This is a genomic window from Streptomyces sp. CA-106110 (assembly GCF_050936285.1).
Taxonomy (GTDB): Bacteria; Actinomycetota; Actinomycetes; order Streptomycetales; family Streptomycetaceae; genus Streptomyces.
The window spans coordinates 8,540,686-8,559,109 of the sequence record NZ_JBNJNB010000001.1 but is presented as its reverse complement, the minus strand read 5'-3'; the positions used below and the strand labels follow the sequence as shown (position 1 = coordinate 8,559,109).

13 protein-coding genes are annotated in these 18,424 nt (G+C 72.1%); 9 read left to right on the top strand and 4 right to left on the bottom strand.

All coding sequences use genetic code 11. The features are described 5' to 3' along the window. Positions 1-56: 56 nt before the first annotated feature. On the bottom strand, positions 57-263 hold the full coding sequence (locus ACQEXA_RS39495; RefSeq protein ID WP_359388927.1) for a hypothetical protein: 207 nt from the start codon (positions 261-263) through the stop codon (positions 57-59). 113 nt (positions 264-376) lie between these two features. Here ACQEXA_RS39495 and ACQEXA_RS39490 point away from each other — a divergent pair, with 113 nt between their 5' ends. Beyond that, positions 377-1,576 (top strand): bifunctional adenosylcobinamide kinase/adenosylcobinamide-phosphate guanylyltransferase, encoded by a 1,200-nt coding sequence (locus tag ACQEXA_RS39490; RefSeq protein ID WP_433132421.1) that lies wholly within the window; start codon positions 377-379, stop codon positions 1,574-1,576. Here ACQEXA_RS39490 and ACQEXA_RS39485 read toward each other — a convergent pair. After that, a complete protein-coding gene (locus tag ACQEXA_RS39485; RefSeq protein ID WP_433132419.1) occupies positions 1,565-2,659 on the bottom strand; it encodes a class I SAM-dependent methyltransferase in 1,095 nt (364 codons plus the stop codon). The genes ACQEXA_RS39490 and ACQEXA_RS39485 overlap by 12 nt on opposite strands. A 173-nt stretch (positions 2,660-2,832) precedes the next feature. On the opposite strand from ACQEXA_RS39485, the gene cobT reads away from it, so the two are divergent. Beyond that, the gene (cobT, locus tag ACQEXA_RS39480; RefSeq protein WP_432926813.1) at positions 2,833-3,909 is read left to right on the top strand and encodes a nicotinate-nucleotide--dimethylbenzimidazole phosphoribosyltransferase; all 1,077 of its coding nucleotides are present in this window, start codon (positions 2,833-2,835) and stop codon (positions 3,907-3,909) included. A gap of 90 nt (positions 3,910-3,999) precedes the next feature. Then, positions 4,000-5,808, top strand: coding sequence for a phosphatidylglycerol lysyltransferase domain-containing protein (locus ACQEXA_RS39475; protein ID WP_432926815.1), 1,809 nt, complete (start codon positions 4,000-4,002; stop codon positions 5,806-5,808). A gap of 667 nt (positions 5,809-6,475) precedes the next feature. On the opposite strand, the gene ACQEXA_RS39470 is transcribed toward ACQEXA_RS39475, so the two are convergent. After that, positions 6,476-7,240: a hypothetical protein gene (locus ACQEXA_RS39470; protein WP_433132417.1), complete on the bottom strand. Its 765-nt coding sequence runs from the start codon at positions 7,238-7,240 to the stop codon at positions 6,476-6,478. Between the two features lie 74 nt (positions 7,241-7,314). Here ACQEXA_RS39470 and ACQEXA_RS39465 point away from each other — a divergent pair, with 74 nt between their 5' ends. Then, entirely contained in the window at positions 7,315-8,097 is a 783-nt protein-coding gene (locus ACQEXA_RS39465) for an adenosylcobinamide-GDP ribazoletransferase (RefSeq protein ID WP_432926819.1), read from the top strand. A 134-nt stretch (positions 8,098-8,231) separates the two neighbouring features. On the opposite strand, the gene ACQEXA_RS39460 is transcribed toward ACQEXA_RS39465, so the two are convergent. After that, on the bottom strand, positions 8,232-9,014 hold the full coding sequence (locus ACQEXA_RS39460; RefSeq protein WP_432926821.1) for an endo alpha-1,4 polygalactosaminidase: 783 nt from the start codon (positions 9,012-9,014) through the stop codon (positions 8,232-8,234). Positions 9,015-9,383: 369 nt separating this feature from the next. Between ACQEXA_RS39460 and ACQEXA_RS39455 the strand changes: the two genes are divergently transcribed. From ACQEXA_RS39455 to aceE, 5 genes are all read left to right on the top strand, one after another. Then, positions 9,384-10,925 (top strand): leucyl aminopeptidase, encoded by a 1,542-nt coding sequence (locus ACQEXA_RS39455; RefSeq protein WP_432926823.1) that lies wholly within the window; start codon positions 9,384-9,386, stop codon positions 10,923-10,925. Positions 10,926-11,222: 297 nt separating this feature from the next. Beyond that, entirely contained in the window at positions 11,223-12,611 is a 1,389-nt protein-coding gene (lpdA, locus tag ACQEXA_RS39450; RefSeq protein ID WP_432926825.1) for a dihydrolipoyl dehydrogenase, read from the top strand. Positions 12,612-12,672: 61 nt separating this feature from the next. Beyond that, on the top strand, positions 12,673-14,421 hold the full coding sequence (sucB, locus tag ACQEXA_RS39445; protein WP_433132415.1) for a 2-oxoglutarate dehydrogenase, E2 component, dihydrolipoamide succinyltransferase: 1,749 nt from the start codon (positions 12,673-12,675) through the stop codon (positions 14,419-14,421). Positions 14,422-14,679: 258 nt separating this feature from the next. Further along, a complete protein-coding gene (locus ACQEXA_RS39440) occupies positions 14,680-15,303 on the top strand; it encodes a GntR family transcriptional regulator (protein ID WP_432926829.1) in 624 nt (207 codons plus the stop codon). Positions 15,304-15,598: 295 nt separating this feature from the next. After that, a complete protein-coding gene (gene aceE / locus ACQEXA_RS39435; RefSeq protein WP_433132413.1) occupies positions 15,599-18,301 on the top strand; it encodes a pyruvate dehydrogenase (acetyl-transferring), homodimeric type in 2,703 nt (900 codons plus the stop codon). Positions 18,302-18,424: the final 123 nt, after the last annotated feature.

The following is an 18,424-nucleotide window of genomic DNA, read 5'->3' as shown; positions in this document are numbered from 1 at the left end:
CGGCCCTCGCCCGGGCGGCTACGCCTCGCTCGCGGCCCGTCCGCCGGCCGGGTGCCTCACTCGGCGTGCAGACTCATCGGCCCGTAGATCTCCGTCGTGTCCTCGAACAGCCGTACCTGGTCCGCGCCGCCGTCGCGCAGGTCCCGCCAGTGCTCCCCGATCCATGACTCGGCATCCCCCTGGGTGGTGAACTCCTCGGGCGCGACCGCGGGCTGGACCTCCGCCCCGTCGGCCTTCTCGAACCGCCACGTCCATGCCGCCATGTACGCCTCCCAGATATGAGCACATGCAGAGCAGAGGCCGGATCTTGGTCCGGCTGCTGCCATGAGCCTAGCCGGACGCGCAACACCTGCGAGGACCCGGGAAAATCGGGTGCGTGGAAGTGACGCTGCTCGGTACCGGTGCCCCCGCGGGACTGCCCCGCCCCGACTGTCCCTGTGCGGCCTGCGCGCGTGCGCTGGGTCCTGAGGCCCGCGCGGCTACCGCGGTGCTCGTGGACGGGACGCTGCTGCTGGATCTGACGCCGGGTGCGGCGCTCGCCGCCGCGCGCGCCGGGCAGTCGCTGTCGGGGGTCCGCCAGGTGCTGCTGACGCATCCTCACGAGGGGCCGCCCATCGAGGTGCCCGCGGGTCTGCCGCAGCCCGTACGGGTTCCGGACGGGCGGGAGCTGGCCCTGCTGACCGGGCACCGGGTGCGGGCCCTCGCGATGGACTCGCCGGGTACCGGCTACGTGGTGACCGGCCCGGAAGGGCTGCGGCTGCTGTATCTGCCGCCGGGAGCGGCGCCGGCCGGCCTTGGGGAGCCGGCGGAGTCGTACGACATGGTGATCGCCGATGCCGTGGGACGGCCGGACGCGCTGGCGAAGCTGCGGGCGGTGGGGGCCCTCGGCCCGGCCACCGACGTCGTCGCCGTCCATCTCGACCATGACGTGCCGCCGGGCGCGGAGCAGCGGCGGCGGCTCGCGGCGGCGGGAGCACGGGCGGTGCCGGACGGGACCACGCTGGCCGTCGGCGCCTACGAGGACGTGCCGGAGGTGCCGCAGCGCACGCTCGTGCTGGGCGGGGCGCGCTCGGGCAAGTCGGTGGAGGCCGAGCGGCGCCTCGAGGCGTTCCCCGACGTGCTGTACGTGGCCACGGGCGGCTCACGGAACGGGGACACGGAGTGGGCGGCGCGGGTGGCCGCACATCGCGAGCGGCGGCCGGGGTCCTGGCGCACCGCCGAGACCTGCGACCTCGTGCCGCTGCTGAAGGACGAGGGGCCTCCGCTGCTGATCGACTGTCTGTCGCTGTGGCTGACCGACGCGATGGACACGGTGAACGCCTGGGACGACGCGGAGTGGGCGGGCGGTGGTGAACGGGCGCTGCGGGCGCGCGTCAGGGAGCTCACGAGGGCGGTGCGTGAGACCCGCCGGACGGTCGTCGCCGTCTCGAACGAGGTCGGCTCCGGCATCGTCCCGTCGACCGCGTCCGGCCGCCGCTACCGCGACGAACTCGGCCGTCTGAACGCGGCGTTCGCGGGCGAGTGCGAGCATGTGCTGCTGATCGTGGCGGGGCAGGCGCTGACGCTACGCGGCTGAGGCGCCGCTGCGCGCGATGATCCGGTAGGCGTTGGAGAAGCGGGTGCGCCGCAGCAGCGGGGCCAGCGCGTGGTCCAGAACCGTGGCCGTCGCCATCAGCGGTGCGGTGACCCCGACCAGGGCCGTGCGCAGCGTGCTCTCGACGCGCGACGGCGGTTCGGCCCGCCACGGGGCGTCCGGCGCCGGCACGACACGGGCCAGGGCCAGCGCCAGGGCGCCCGCGATGTCGTACGGGGTGTGCGGCTCACGGCGGTCCGTGGCGACGATCGCGCAGCCCAGCGCCTCCAGTTCGGTCAGCAGGTTGGCCGCCGGCATCAGATGCAGATGGCGCGGCCGGCCGTACGGCACCCACCACTTTCCGAGGAGGGTGCCGAACGCGCTCTGGGGGTCGGGGACTTCGAGGAGCAGATGGCCGCCGGGGCGCAGCACGGTCAGGGCGGCGCGCAGTTCGGCACGCGGATCGGGGGTGTGCTCCAGATGGTGGAACATGCTGACGACGTCGTAGCGGGAACGCAGGCGTGCCAGCATCCGCGGATCGGTGAGGTGCCCGCGGTGGGCCTCCTCGACGCGGCCGGCGGCCCGCGCCTGCTCGACGCGCCCGCTGGCGTCGAGGCCGTCGAAGGACGTGTACGGATGGACCTCCTTGGCCGCTTCCGGGAAGTGGCCGAGGCCCGTGCCGACGTCGAGCCAGCTCTCCGGCTCCGGGAAGGGCAGCATGGCGCGGGCCGCGGCCCGGTGGCGGCCCGCGCTGCCGCGGGCGGTGAGCAGACGGTCGGCGAGTCCGTCGAGTCCGGGGTGGCCGCCGTGGAAGTCGCGGTGATGGAAGGCGAGCCCCTCGGCGGTCAGCCGGGGGTTCTGGAAGGCGTGGCCGCAGTCCCGGCACTCGTCGACGACGAACGTGCCCGGCTCGCACCACACGGGGTCCGGGGTGCGCAGCCGGGTGTGCAGTCGCGCCGAACCGCACCACGGGCAGTCCTCGCGGCGCGGCTCGTGCAACCGCTCGGTCCCCCGGACGGGTTCACCGGCGGACTCGGCACCGGAATCGGCACCGGACTCGGCGGCCGGCTGCGGGGTGGCGGGCATGGGCGGCTCCTGTGGGCGGCGTGGACGGCGTACGGCTGTGGCGACGCGAGAGGCCACGCGGGTCCACGACATTACGCCTCTAAACGGTGCGTACGGGATACCACTCAGGGACGCAATGACGTGCCGTCGACGTGGCGCCTCAGCGTTCGATCGCTGCCGGTACTGTTCGGCCAATGAGCTCGCTTAATCTCGACGACTTCACCGATCTGATCGAGCGCCCCGACGGTGGGGTCCGCCGCGACGCGGAGGCGCGCCGGGAGCGTCAGATCGTGCCGCCCGGGGCGCTGGGCCGCCTCGACGAACTGGGTGAGTGGCTGGCGGCGGCGCAGGCCGCCGTACCGGTGCGGCCGATCGAGCGGCCGCGCGTGGTGCTGTTCGCGGGCGACCACGGGATCGCCGCGCTCGGCGTGTCCGCGCGCCCCGCAGGCAGCGCGGACCGGCTGGTGCGGGCGGTGCTGGAGGGCGGCAGCCCGACGTCGATCCTGGCGCGGCAGCTGAACGTGCCCGTACGCGTGGTCGACATGGCACTCGACTGCGAGCCTGACGAACTGCCGGCCGAGGTCGTACGGCACCGGGTGCGGCGCGGCAGCGGGCGCATCGACGTCGAGGACGCGCTGACGCCCGAGGAGGCGGAGGCGGCGTTCCGGGCGGGGGTCGCGGTCGCGGACGAGGAGGCGGACGCCGGTACCGATCTGGTGGTCCTCGGCGATGTGAGCGTCGGCGGGACGACCCCGGCGGCCGTACTGGTCGCCGCGCTGTGCGGGACGGACGCGTCGGTGGTGACCGGGCGCGGGGGCCTCGCCATCGACGACCTGGCCTGGATGCGCAAGTGCGCCGCCGTGCGTGACGCGCTGCGGCGGGCCCGGCCGGTGCTGGGCGACCAATTGCAGTTGCTGGCGGCGGTGGGCGGGGCCGATCTGGCCGCGATGACGGGCTTCCTGCTCCAGTGTGCCGCGCGCAAGACCCCGGTGATCCTGGACGGGGTCGTCTCAGCGGCGTGCGCGCTGGTCGCCCAGCGGGTCGCGTTCCGGGCGCCGGACTGGTGGCTGGCCGGGCAGAACAGCGGGGAGCCGGCGCAGGCGAAGGCGCTGGACCGGATGGCGCTGGAACCGCTGCTCGACCACGGGGTGACGGTCGGCGAGGGCACCGGCGCGCTGCTGGCGCTGCCGCTGGTCCAGGCGGCCGCGGCACTGTCGGCGGAACTTCCGGTCGAGCCGGAGCAGACCGACGGCAACGAGGACCAGGAGTAGAAGGAGGCCGGTCCTCCCACCCGCGACCGGCGCATTCCGGCTCGTACCGATCCCCCACGCACCCGTAGGCGCCCCATATCATCGCCCTTCATGGGAGATGCCCGTTTTCATGCGGAACAGGAACGCACGATTCGGCCGGGGGACGCGGCGCGGCGGTCCGGTCCGGCCTCCCGGCGGGCCGCCGCGTTCGCCGTCTGGTATCTGCGCGCCGTCACCTTCATCAACTTCCTCTCCGCCGTATGGGTCTCTCTCGGGCAGGACGTGCGGCGGCACAACCAGCAGAACTTCTTCACCCCGTACCTGCTGACCGCCGGTTTCGCCTCCGGCGTGTTCACGATGTTCCTCGCCGTCACCATGCGCCGGCGCAAGCGGGCGGCGTGGATCCTCAACCTCGCGCTCAGCGGGCCGTTCCTGCTGCTGTTCGCCTTCGCCATGGCCTTCCCGGAGATCCGCCAGTACGCGCAGAACTGGGTCTCCCTGGTGCTCACGGCGGCCTTCGTGGGCTCGCTGCTCGCCGGACGGCGGGAGTTCTACGCCAAGGGCGACCGGTCCAATCCCCGGCTCGCCGCCGTGGTCGCCGTCGGCGGCCTGCTCGCCTCCTCACTGCTCGCCGCCCTGCTGGTCACCGTCACCAACACCGCGCACGGGGCCCCTCGTTCGACCTTCCTGGAACGGTGGCGCTACGGCACCCTGCGGCTGGTCTCCGTCTCCGTCGACGGCACGCACTACCCCGGCATCTCCCCGCCCAACTGGGTCAACGTCGCCATCAACGTCTGCAGCACGCTGCTGGTCCTCGCCGTCCTGTACGCCGCCTTCCGCTCCCGGCGCGCCGTCGACGCGATCAGCGAGGACGACGAGAAGCGGCTGCGGATACTGCTCGACCGGCACGGTGACCGCGACTCGCTCGGCTACTTCGCCCTGCGCCGGGAGAAGAGCGTGATCTGGTCGCCCACCGGCAAGGCGGCGGTCGCCTATCGCGTCGTCGGCGGGGTCTCGCTCGCCTCCGGCGACCCGATCGGCGACCCGGAGGCATGGCCCGGCGCCATCGAGCCCTGGCTCGCCGAGGCACGTGAGCACGGCTGGATCCCCGCCGTGATGGGCGCGAGCGAGGAGGCGGGGACCGTGTACGCGCGGCACGGAATGGACGCGCTCGAACTCGGTGACGAAGCGATCGTGGACGTCGCCGAGTTCACCCTCGAAGGACGCGCCATGCGCACCGTCCGCCAGGCCTACAACCGCGTGAAGCGGGCCGGTTACACGGTCCGCATCCGGCGCCACGCGGACATCCCCGCCGACGAGATGGCGTTCCTGCTGAAGAAGGCCGACGACTGGCGGGACGGGGCCACCGAGCGCGGGTTCAGCATGGCCCTGGGACGGCTCGGCGACCCCGAGGACGGGCAGTGCGTGATGCTCGAGTGCACGGACAGCCGAGCCGGCGAAGGGGCGGGCGAGTTGCGCGCCCTGCTGTCCTTCGTGCCGTGGGGGCCCCACGGTCTCTCGCTCGACCTGATGCGGCGTGACCGGGACTCCGAGAACGGGCTGATGGAGTTCATGGTCATCGAACTGCTGCAACGCGCCCGGGAGATCGGGATCACCCAGGTATCGCTCAACTTCGCCATGTTCCGTTCCGTCTTCGAACGTGGTGCTCGCCTTGGTGCGGGACCGGTGCTGCGACTGTGGCGTTCGCTGCTCAGCTTCTTCTCACGCTGGTGGCAGATCGAGTCGCTGTACCGGGCCAACGCCAAGTACCGGCCCATCTGGGAGCCCCGGTTCCTGCTCTTCGAGAAGAGCGCGGACCTGCTGCGCATCGGCCTGGCCTCGGCCCGTGCCGAGGGGTTCCTGGAGGCTCCGGGACTGCCGAAGTGGGTGCACCGCAAGCACCTGCAGTCACACCGATGAGAGGCGCCGGACAGATGAGGACCGCCGGATGAACGCCCTCGCCCGCCTGGCGCGGGCCGAGTGGGGACTGCTGTACGCGACCGTGCGGCAGGCCCTCGCGCGGCGGCGCCTGCGGGCGATCCCGATGACCTGGGCGGCCGTGTGCCTGACATCGCTGCTGCAGTTCGTGCAGAACCAGCCGTGGGGCTTCGGTCTCGTGCAGGACATCGGGTCCGTGCGAGCCGAGGATCCGCTGTGGGTGGCCCTGCTCCGCACTCCGTCCTCGCTCTTCGTCCCCGCCCTCGACCTGCCGGTCTGGGGCGCGCTGCTGCAGATCCTCATCGTGTTCGGGTTCGCCGAGATCTGCCTGGGCTGGTGGCGCACGCTCGGCATCGCGTACGTCGCCACACTGGCCGGCACGCTGTACGCGCGCGTGGGCATCGCCCTCGGTCCGCACCATCCGCTGGGGCTGCCCGCGGGGAACGCCCGGGTCGTCGACACCGGTCCGTCCGCGGCGGTGATCGGGCTCGCCCTGTTCCTGTGCTGGCGCTACCGCGCGCACGTCACGTCGGGCGCGGTGATCGCGGCGATGACCGTGGAGCTCGTGGTGAAGGACAACCTGGCGGGCAAGGAGCACATCGCCGCGATCGGCGCGGTCCTGACGCTGTGCGGGCTGTCGGCGCTGCGTTCAGGGACGGCGGCCGGGCAGCCGGGCCGGCTGCGGATCGGGTTTGCCGCCGATCCAGTCCTGCAGTCTGCGGCTCGGGGCGGTCCAACGACGGTCGTGGCGGTACGCCCGCAGCCCGGCCCTGGCCCGGGTGTGCGGCCGCCGGCGGTAGAACCGCCTCGCCCATGGCGAGCCCGGTCGGGCCAGGCGGACGGCGCCGACCAGGGCGACCACCGGGACGATCACCCCGAAGATCGCGGTGCGGGCCTTGCCCTTGCTCAGGGCCAGCAGAGAGAGAAGGAAGTTCACGCCCACGGTCACGATGACGGTGCCGCGGTCCTGCAACTCGTCCTGGGAGAGGTTGTCGACGCCGAACGGCACGAAGCCGGCGAGGACCAGGGCGACCAAGGCCGCGGTGACCACGACGACCTCGACGCTCTGACGTCCCTGCTCGGTCCAGTAGACGTCCGCCAGGTGGAGGATCAGTGCGAACTCGTCGAGGACGAGGCCCGCGCCCACGCCGAAGACGACCGCGAAGAGGCCGGAGCCCGGTCCCTGGCGGCCGGCCAGGGCTCCGAAGCCGCCGGCGACGGTCAGGACGACACCAGGCACGACATGGTGGATGTGCAGCCCGCCCGCCTCGACGTTGCCGAACGGTCCCTTGCCGGCGCGGATGAGGCGGGTGACGGTGCGGGTGATCACGAAGGTCAGCACAAAGGCGCTCAGCGCCAGCAGCAGGGGTAGTTTGCCCGGCTCTAGGATGTTGCGCTGCAGCCAGTGGCCCATGGGTGCAGTGTGCCCGCGGGCCCGCACCGCCGCCTGCTTGCGCGAGGCCGGGGGGTGACGCCTACTCTGCGCCGGTGCTCAAGATCCCGCCGCTCCACGGCCTCCGCTTCGCCTTCGGTACTCTCACCGTCCTGCCCGTCCGGGTGACGCGCTGGGACCGGGATGCCGCGCGCGGCGGGATGGTGTGGGCGTCCCTCGTCGGACTCGTGGTCGGCGCGCTCGCGGGGCTGCTCGGCGCGGTGCTGGCCGTCGCGGGGGCCGGTTCGCTGCTCGCCGCCGTCTCCGCCGCCGCCGTACCGGCCGTGCTCACCCGGGGGCTCCATCTGGACGGGCTCGCCGACACCGCCGACGGGCTGGGCAGCGGGAAGCCCGCCGAGGAGGCGCTGCGGGTCATGAAGCAGTCGGACATCGGGCCGTTCGGTGTGGTCACGCTGGTCTTCGTCCTGCTGGCCCAGGTGGCGGCCCTCGCCGACGCGTACAGCGACTCCTGGGCGCGGGGGGCGCTGGCCGCCGTCGTCTCGGCGACCGCCGCCCGGCTGGCGCTCACGCTGGCCGCACGCCGCGGGATACCGGCCGCGCGGCCGGAAGGGCTGGGGGCCGCGGTCGCGGGAGTGGTCCCGGCCGGCGGCGCGCTGGCGATGGCCCTCGCCGTCACCGCCACGGCGGCCGCCGGGGGTGCGCTGTGGGGGGCGGACGGCGTCGTCCGTACGGCGGCCGCCGTGCTCCTTGCCGTGGCCGCCGCGGAGTTGCTGCTGCGGCACTGCGTCCGTCGCTTCGGCGGCGTGACGGGCGATGTGTTCGGCGGGCTCGCGGAGACCGCGGCGACGACCGCGCTGGTTGTGCTGGCCCTGGGGTGACCTCCACCGCACGCCCCGCGGAGCCGCCGCCCGTGGTGCCGGCCCCGAGGGCCTCCGCGCGGACGGTGCGGCGAGGAGCGCGACGGCTTCCGTGGTCCTGAGGGCCCGGTGCACGCGGTGCCCAACGCCGTGGTTCAGCAGGGGCGCCGCCATGCCCCCAGTCCGTACTTCTTCAGCATCGAACTCAGCTTCAGCCGCCGGGATTCGGCGCAGAAACGCCCGGTGGGCAGCTCGTACTCGACGTGGAAGACGGCCTTGCCGGCGGCGGTGAACGGTTCCAGCCGTCCGCACTCGCCGTACTGGGCGCACTGCTCGTTGACCGCGAAGTCGAAGTCGCGTACCAGCCGGGGGATCTGGTCGAGGTCGTTCTTCAGGCCGACGGCCATCCCCCGCTCGTGGGCCAGTCTGGCCACGAGGCGGTTGTAGCGGAGTTGGTCGGAGGCCTTGAGGGGGAATCCTGTGTGGTTGCGGTAGCCGTCCATGTTGTCGGGCTCCACTGCGTCGAAGCCCTTCCTGCGGCACATGTCGAAGCGGTTCGCCATGAGGGGTTCCAGGACGTCGGTGCGGCGGATGTCGAACCAGCGCTCGCCCTTCCAGCCGTTGCCCTTGCCCAGCACGGACTTCGGGAACTTCTTGGCGTCCGGACGGAAGCCCTCCCAAGCACCGGTCGACACATAGCAGACGGCCTTGCGGCCCTCGCGGTGCAGCGCGGTGACGGTCGCCCTCGAGTGGTCGAAGCCGTCGATGTCGTAGACCGGTACGTCGACGGAGGTGTCGAGGCGCCCGCTGAGCTGCCACTGCCAGGCGACACCGGGGCGCGGCTGCCAGCGGGCCCTGCCCGGCTCGCTGTCCTCGGTGACGGTGGTGCATCCGGCGAGCAGCAGGAGCAGGGCGACGAGCGGGATCGGACGCTTCACGGGGCGGGTTCTCCAGGGCGTGCGGCAACGTACCCCCAAGATGATCGCCGACGTCCCGGGCCACGAGGCGCAGAACGCTCCGCGGACGCGTGGCCTGACCGGGCGTTCCGCGCCGCGCACAGGGCCGCGCGGAACGCCGGACACGAGGGGTGCGGCCCGTACCGCGGGGAGCGCGTTCGGGATGTTGCGGGTGCGCCACCGAGAGATGAACACCGGGGGCATGAGCGAACGCCGCACCCGAGCGTAGGCTCATGTCGGGTGTCCCTGCCCTGGTGAAGACCGAACGAATCGAGCGATCCGGGCCGGGACCCGGGCCGGTCGACCCCATCCGTTCGGCCGAAACTCAATCGGAAGCGAGATTTCACCACCGTGACTGCTCTCACTCTCAGCACCGCCGCGGCGGCCGGCCAGCGGGCCGACGCGATCGTGGTCGGTGTCGCGAAGGGCGCGGAGGGCCCGGTCGTCGCACCGGGCGCCGAGGCCGTGGACCAGGCGTACGACGGCAAGCTCGCCGCCATACTGGAGACCCTGGGCGCCACGGGCGCCGAGGGCGAGGTGACGAAGTTGCCCGCGCCCTCCGGCTTCAAGGCGCCCGTCGTGGTGGCGGTGGGCCTCGGTGCCGACTCCGAAGACCCGGAGAACGCCGACGGCAAGGAGGCGTCCTTCGCCGCCGAGTCGCTGCGCCGCGCCGCCGGCTCCGCCACCCGTGCGCTCGCCGGTTCCAAGAAGGCCGTCTTCGCGCTGCCGATGGCGGACGCCGACGCCGCCGCCGCCATCGGCGAGGGCGCTCTGCTCGGCGCGTACTCGTTCGACACGTACAAGGACAACGGCAAGAACGGGAAGAACGGCAAGGCCCCGCTCGGCGAGGTCGCCCTGCTCGGTGCCAAGCCCCGCGACAAGGCGTACAAGGCGGCCGTCGAGCGCGCCGTGGCCGTCGCCGAGGAGCTCAACCGCGCCCGCGACCTGATCAACACCCCGCCGAACGACCTGACCCCGGCCGCCTTCGCCGCCATCGCGCAGACCGCGGCCAAGGAGCACGGCCTCAAGGTGCAGGTGCTGGACGAGAAGGCACTGGCCAAGGGCGGATACGGCGGCATCCTCGGCGTCGGCGTGGGCTCGGCCTCCCCGCCGCGCCTGGTGAAGCTGTCGTACACGCACGCAAAGGCCGATAAGCACCTGGCCCTGGTCGGCAAGGGCATCACCTACGACTCGGGCGGCATCTCGCTCAAGCCGGCCGGCCACAACGAGACCATGAAGTGCGACATGAGCGGCGCCGCGGCCGTCTTCGCCACGGTCGTGGCCGCCGCCCGCCTGGGTCTCGAGGTCAACGTGACCGGCTGGCTCGCCCTCGCGGAAAACATGCCGTCCGGCTCGGCCACCCGCCCGGGTGACGTGCTGCGCATGTACAGCGGCAAGACCGTCGAGGTCCTCAACACGGACGCCGAGGGCCGGCTGGTCCTCGCCGACGCGCTGTGGGCGGCCTCCCAGGAGCAGCCCGACGCGATCGTGGACGTGGCGACCCTGACCGGCGCGATGGTGCTGGCGCTCGGCAGCCGCACCTTCGGGATCATGTCGAACGACGACGCGTTCCGCGCCGCGGTCCACGCGGTCGCCGAGGAGGTCGGCGAGGAGTCCTGGCCGATGCCGCTGCCGGAGCACCTGCGCAAGGGCATGGACTCCCCGACGGCCGACATCGCCAACATGGGCGAGCGGATGGGCGGCGGCCTGGTCGCCGGCCTGTTCCTGAAGGAGTTCATCGGCGACGGCATCGTCTGGGCCCACCTCGACATCGCCGGCCCGGCCTTCAACGAGCAGGGCCCCTTCGGCTACACCCCGAAGGGCGGCACCGGCTCGGCGGTGCGCACGCTGGTCCGGCTCGCGGAAGTGGCGGCTGCGGGCGATCTGGGCTGAACCGACCCGCGCATGAGGGCGGCCCCGGGCTCCTGCCGAGCCCGGGGCCGCCCTCATGGACGTACCGGCGTTACGCCCTCGACGAAATCCCTTCGGGCCACGCCGCCGCGACCTCCCGACGTGACGGATCAGACGCCCCACACCCGGGCCCGCCGCTTCCCGTGCCGCCGACAAGTGCGAAGATGGGGCACGGCAGGACAGGGCCCCACCGAAGGGCCGAAGCTCAAGCGGCCGGACACCAGCCGCCTGCCGGTCATCGGAGACCGGCGTACGGCGCACATGCATGGAGGACGTGACGTGGCGAACGACGCCAGCACCGTTTTCGACCTAGTGATCCTCGGCGGTGGTAGCGGTGGTTACGCCGCGGCCCTGCGCGGGGCGCAGCTGGGCCTGGACGTCGCCCTGATCGAGAAGGACAAGGTCGGCGGCACCTGCCTGCACAAGGGTTGCATCCCCACCAAGGCTCTGCTCCACGCGGGCGAGATCGCCGACCAGGCCCGCGAGAGCGAGCAGTTCGGTGTCAAGTCCACCTTCGAGGGCATCGACGTCCCGGCCGTCCACAAGTACAAGGACGAGGTCATCTCGGGCCTGTACAAGGGTCTGCAGGGCCTGATCGCCTCGCGCAAGGTGACCTACATCGAGGGTGAGGGCCGGCTGTCCTCCCCCACCTCCGTCGACGTCAACGGTCAGCGGATCCAGGGCCGTCACGTCCTCCTGGCGACCGGTTCCGTGCCGAAGTCGCTGCCGGGCCTCCAGATCGACGGCAACCGCATCATCTCGTCGGACCACGCCCTCGTCCTGGACCGTGTGCCCCAGTCCGCGATCATCCTGGGCGGCGGCGTCATCGGCGTCGAGTTCGCCTCCGCGTGGAAGTCCTTCGGTTCCGACGTCACCGTCATCGAGGGCCTCAAGCACCTCGTCCCGGTCGAGGACGAGAACTCCTCCAAGCTTCTCGAGCGCGCCTTCCGCAAGCGCGGCATCAAGTTCAACCTGGGCACCTTCTTCCAGAAGGCCGAGTACACCCAGAACGGTGTCAAGGTCACCCTCGCCGACGGCAAGGAGTTCGAGGCTGAGGTCCTCCTCGTCGCCGTCGGCCGCGGCCCGGTCTCCCAGGGCCTCGGCTACGAGGAGGCCGGGGTCGCCATGGACCGCGGCTACGTCCTCGTCGACGAGTACATGCGGACGAACGTCCCGACCATCTCCGCCGTCGGCGACCTGGTCCCCACGCTCCAGCTCGCGCACGTCGGCTTCGCCGAGGGCATCCTGGTGGCGGAGCGTCTGGCGGGCCTGAAGACCGTCCCGATCGACTACGACGGCGTGCCGCGGGTGACGTACTGCCACCCCGAGGTCGCCTCCGTCGGCATCACCGAGGCCAAGGCCAAGGAGATCTACGGCGCGGACAAGGTCGTCTCCATCAAGTTCCCCCTCGGTGGCAACGGCAAGAGCCGGATCCTGAAGACCGCGGGCGAGATCAAGCTCGTCCAGGTCAAGGACGGTGCCGTGGTCGGCGTCCACATGGTCGGCGACCGCATGGGCGAGCAGGTGGGCGAGGCCCAGCTGATCTACAACTGGGAGGCTCTGCCGTCCGAGGTGGCCCAGCTGATCCACGCCCACCCGACGCAGAACGAGGCGCTCGGCGAGGCCCACCTGGCCCTGGCCGGCAAGCCTCTCCACATGCACGACTGACCCTCGGTCGACGAACGCGACGACACAGACTTCCGCACTTCCGTAAGGAGCAACCGAAACCATGCCGGTTTCCGTAACCCTTCCGGCGCTCGGCGAGAGCGTCACCGAGGGCACCGTCACCCGCTGGCTGAAGGCCGAGGGCGAACGCGTCGAGGCCGACGAGCCGCTGCTCGAGGTCTCGACCGACAAGGTCGACACCGAGATCCCCGCGCCGGCCTCCGGCGTGCTCACCTCCATCAAGGTCGCCGAAGACGAGACCGTCGAGGTCGGCGCCGAGCTGGCCGTCATCGACGACGGCACGGGCGCGCCCGCCGCCGCCCCGGCTCCGGCCGCCGCAGAGGCTCCCGCCCCGGCCCCCGAGCCCGCCCCCGTCGCTGCCGCGCCGGCTCCGGCCGCCCCGGCTCCGGCCCCCGCCGCCGCTCCGGCCGCCCCGGCCGGTGCCGCCCAGGGCACCGACGTGGTCCTGCCCGCGCTCGGCGAGTCGGTCACCGAGGGCACCGTCACCCGCTGGCTGAAGGCGGTCGGCGACTCCGTCGACGCCGACGAGCCGCTGCTCGAGGTCTCCACGGACAAGGTCGACACCGAGATCCCGGCGCCCGCCTCCGGCGTGCTCCTGGAGATCGTCGTCGGCGAGGACGAGACCGCCGAGGTCGGCGCCAAGCTGGCCGTCATCGGCGCTCCGGCGGCCGCCCCGGCCCCTGCCGCCCCCGCCCCGGCGCCCGCCGCCCCGGCTCCCGCTCCGGCGGCCCCGCCGGCTCCGGCGCCCACCCCGGCCCCTGCCGCCCCGGCTCCGGCTCCTGCCCCCGCCGCGGCCGCCCCGGCTCCCGCACCCGCACCCGCCCCGGTCACCCCGGCGCCGGCCGCTCCGGCCGCCGCCCAGCCGACCGACGAGGGCGCGTACGTCACCCCGCTGGTGCGCAAGCTCGCCGCCGAGAACGGCGTCGACCTGTCCACCGTCAAGGGCACCGGCGTCGGCGGCCGTATCCGCAAGCAGGACGTCCTCGCCGCCGCCGAGGCCGCGAAGGCCGCCCCGGCTCCGGCCGCCGCCGCTCCGGCCGCGAAGAAGGCCCCCGTCCTGGAGGTCTCCCCGCTGCGCGGCCAGACCGTGAAGATGCCGCGGATCCGCAAGGTCATCGGCGACAACATGGTCAAGGCCCTGCACGAGCAGGCCCAGCTATCCTCGGTGGTCGAGGTCGACGTGACCCGCCTGATGCGCCTGCGCGCCCAGGCCAAGGACGCGTTCGCGGCCCGCGAGGGCGTCAAGCTCTCCCCGATGCCGTTCTTCGTGAAGGCGGCGGCCCAGGCGCTGAAGGCCCACCCGGTCATCAACGCCAAGATCAACGAGGCCGAGGGCACCATCACCTACTTCGACACCGAGAACATCGGCATCGCGGTGGACTCCGAGAAGGGCCTGATGACCCCGGTCATCAAGCACGCCGGTGACCTCAACATCGCGGGTATCGCCAAGGCCACCGCCGACCTGGCGGGCAAGGTGCGGGCCAGCAAGATCACTCCGGACGAGCTGTCCGGTGCGACCTTCACCATCAGCAACACCGGTTCGCGCGGCGCGCTGTTCGACACGATCATCGTGCCCCCGGGCCAGGTCGCGATCCTCGGTATCGGCGCCACGGTCAAGCGCCCGGCCGTCATCGAGACGGAGGAGGGCACGGTCATCGGCGTCCGCGACATGACGTACCTGACGCTCTCCTACGACCACCGTCTGGTGGACGGCGCCGACGCGGCCCGCTACCTGACCGCGGTCAAGGCGATCCTCGAGGCGGGCGAGTTCGAGGTCGAGCTCGGCCTCTGAGCCACCGAGAGGTGACCGACCACAGCGGCGCCCCCGCCCGGAGTTCTCCGGGCGGGGGCGCCGTGTTTGTTTCCGGGCCCGGCGTGTAAGTCTCGTCTCACCTGCACGAAAGCGCCGCCGTGCGCCTCTTCGGCACGGGGATACGGCCTTATTGTCTAAACGTCAAAGCCCTGGGTCCCGCCCGTCGCCCGACCACCGTCCCCCACGAGGCCCTTCGGACCGAAGCATCGGATCCGAGCCATCGCCTAAGGAGCCCTCATGACCGCGCCCGTCGTCCACTCGCTGCGCGAACAGATCCGCGAGCACATCGTGGAGGGCATCGTCAGCGGGCGCTGGAAGCCGGGCGAGCGGATCGTGGAGCGGCGGATCGCCACGGAGCTGGAGGTCAGCCAGACACCGGTCCGTGAGGCGCTGCGGGAGCTGGAGTCGCTGCGGCTGATCGAGTCGGCGCCCAACAAGGGGGTCCGGGTCAGGAATCTGACCGCCGCCGACCTGGAGGAGTCCTACCCCGTACGAGCCGGTCTCGAGGCCATCGCGGCGGAGCTCGCGGCGGAGCGGCTGGCACAGGACTGCTCGGCCCTCGAACCGCATGTCACCGCGCTGTACGAGGCGGACCGCAGGTCGGACGGTACGGCGCAGGTGCGGCACACGGTGGCCTTCCACCGGGAGCTGGTGCGGGCGGCCGGCAACTCGGTGCTGCTGCACACCTGGGAGGGGCTCGGCATCGAGGTGTTCACGGCACTGTCGATCCGGTGGCTGGGGACGGTGCAGCAGTCCTACGCGGAGGAGCACGAGGAGCTGGTGGCCGCGTTCCGCCGCCGGGATCCGCGCATCGCGGACATAGTGAAGGCCCATGTGCTGGGCTGCGCCCCGCGGGCCTGAGGTCCGAAACGCCGGTGAGCGCTCCGGCAGCAGAGCGGGTCCATGCTCAGACGCGGCCGTCACCTGCGAAAACCCCTGGATTCAGCGGCACCCGGTGTCTCCTCGGGAGGCACCCCGTGCCGACTTTCTCGTGATCGAGAGGTTTTGGCCCTCAAACCTTTGATCGATCATCGATCAGGGAGTTACAGTCGCCGTCGGGCCTCTACCGAAGCCCTCGCCCTGTCCTGCCAAAGACCAAGGGCACCCCGAACCCTTACCGATGAGGGAACCCCCTTCGACTGAGGAAGGCGGCGTAATGACCGACCCCAACGCCATCCAGCCGAGCGAGCTCGATCAGCTCCCGGACCGCGACCCGGAGGAGACCGCCGAATGGCAGGCCTCCCTGGACGCCGTCGCCAAGGCGGCCGGGCCGCACCGTGCCGCGTACCTGATGCGGCGCACCCTGGAACGTGCCGAGGGCGCCGGCGTCGCACTGCCCAAGCTCCTCGAGACGGACTACGTCAACACCATCCCGACCGCCGCCGAGCCCACCGTGGCCGGTGACGAGGCGATGGAGGCCCGGATCACCGCGTGGAACCGCTGGAACGCGGCCGCGATGGTGACCCGCGGCAGCAAGTACGGCGTGGGCGGCCACATCGCCACCTTCGCCTCCGCGGCCTGGCTCTACGAGACCGGCTTCAACCACTTCTTCAAGGGCAAGGAGAGCGACGGCTCCGGCGACCAGCTGTACGTCCAGGGCCACGCCTCCCCCGGCATCTACGCCCGCGCCTTCCTCGACGGCCGCCTCACCGAGGCCCACCTGGACAATTTCCGCCAGGAGGCCGGTGGCAACGGTCTGCCGTCCTACCCGCACCCGCGCCGCCTGCCCTGGCTGTGGGAGTTCCCCACGGTCTCCATGGGCCTCGGTCCGCTCTCGGCCATCTACCAGGCGCGCTTCAACCGCTACCTCACCAACCGCGGCATCAAGGACGTCTCGTCCTCGCACGTGTGGGCGTTCCTCGGTGACGGCGAGATGGACGAGCCCGAGGCGACGGCGGCCCTCGCGCTGGCCGCCCGTGAGGAGCTGGACAACCTCACCTTCGTCATCAACTGCAACCTGCAGCGCCTCGACGGCCCGGTCCGCGCCAACTTCAAGATCGTGCAGGAGCTGGAGGCCCAGTTCCGCGGTGCCGGCTGGAACGTGATCAAGAGCCTGTGGGGCACGGCCTGGGACGAGCTGTTCGCGCTCGACACCACCGGCGCGCTCGTACGCCGGCTGCGTGAGGTCCCGGACGCGCAGGTGCAGACGTACCAGACGCGCGACGCCGCCTACATCCGCGAGGACTTCTTCGGCAAGGACCCGGCGCTCGTCGAGATGGCGAAGCTGCTGAGCGACGACAAGATCCTCGAGTGCTTCCACCTCTCCCGCGGCGGCCACGAGGCCCGCAAGGTCTACGCCGCCTACAAGGCCGCCCTGGAGCACAAGGGCGGGCCGACGGTCATCCTGGCCCAGACGGTCAAGGGCTTCACGCTCGGCCAGGGCTTCGCGTCGAAGAACGCCAACCACCAGATGAAGAAGCTGACGGTGGACGAGTTCAGGACGATGCGCGACCTGCTCGAACTGCCCATCCCGGACAGCCGGTTCGCCGACGGCCAGGTCCCCTACGGCCACCCCGGCGTCGACTCCCCCGAGATCCGCTACCTCCAGGAGCGCCGTGCCGCCCTCGGCGGCCCGGCCCCGGCGCGCCGCGTCCACCCGCTCGCGCCGCTGCCCACGCCCGCCGACAAGGCCTTCGCCGCCTTCGACAAGGGCTCCGGCTCGCAGAACCTGGCGACCACCATGGCCTTCGTCCGCCTGGTCAAGGACCTGGTCCGCGACAAGGAGACGGGCCGGCGCTGGGTGCCGATCGTCCCGGACGAGGCGCGCACCTTCGGTATGGAGTCGCTCTTCCCGTCCCTCGGTATCTACTCGCCGAAGGGCCAGACGTACGAGCCGGTCGACCGCGACCAGCTGATGTACTACAAGGAGGCCAAGAACGGCCAGATCCTCAACGAGGGGATCACCGAGGCCGGTTCGATGGCCGACTTCATCGCCGCTTCGACGTCGTACGCGACGCACGGCGAGGCGATGATCCCGTTCTACATCTTCTACTCGATGTTCGGCTGGCAGCGCACGGCCGACCAGATGTGGCAGCTCGGCGACCAGCTGGGCCGCGGCTTCCTGGTCGGCGCCACGGCGGGCCGCACCACGCTGACCGGTGAGGGCCTGCAGCACGCCGACGGCCACTCCCCCGTCATCGCCGCGACCAACCCGGCCGCGCTGAGCTACGACCCGGCGTTCGCGTACGAGATCGCGGTCATCGTGAAGGACGGTCTGCGCCGTATGTACGGCCAGGCGGCCCCGGGCGAGGACCAGAACGTCTTCTACTACCTGACGGTCTACAACGAGCCGCTGCCGCAGCCCGTGAAGCCGTCGGTCGCCGGCATCGACGAGGGCATCGTCAAGGGCCTGTACCGCTTCAACACGGCGGAGTCGGCGGGGCTTTCCCCGGCGGCGAACGCCCCGCGCATCCAGCTGCTGGGCTCCGGCACGGCGATCCACTGGGCGCTCGAGGCGCAGAAGCTGCTCGCCGAGGAGTGGGGCGTCGCCGCGGACGTGTGGTCGGCCACCTCGTGGGGCGAGCTGCGGCGCGACGCCATGGAGGCGGACGCGGCACTGCTGCGGGGCGAGGAGCGCATTCCGTACCTGCGTCGGGCCCTGCAGGGCGCCGAGGGCCCGGTGCTCGCGGTCTCCGACTACATGCGCCAGGTCCCGGACCAGATCGCGCAGTGGGTCGAGCAGGACTACTCCTCGCTGGGCGCCGACGGCTTCGGCCTCTCCGACACCCGTGCGGCGGCCCGCCGCCACTTCGGCGTGGACGCCCCGTCGATCGTCGTCGCGGCCCTAGCCCAGCTCGCGCGGCGCGGTGAGGTCAAGGCCACGGCCGTGAAGGAGGCCCGGGAGCGCTACGGCCTCTGACGCCCTGACCTGTGTGCCCCGCCCCGGCCGCCCCGCCGGAGCGGGGCACACTTGTACGCATATGGTGAGGGCGGCCTGTCGATTGCCGGGGCGGTGCCCCTGTGAATGAATGGGCGGCCGTAG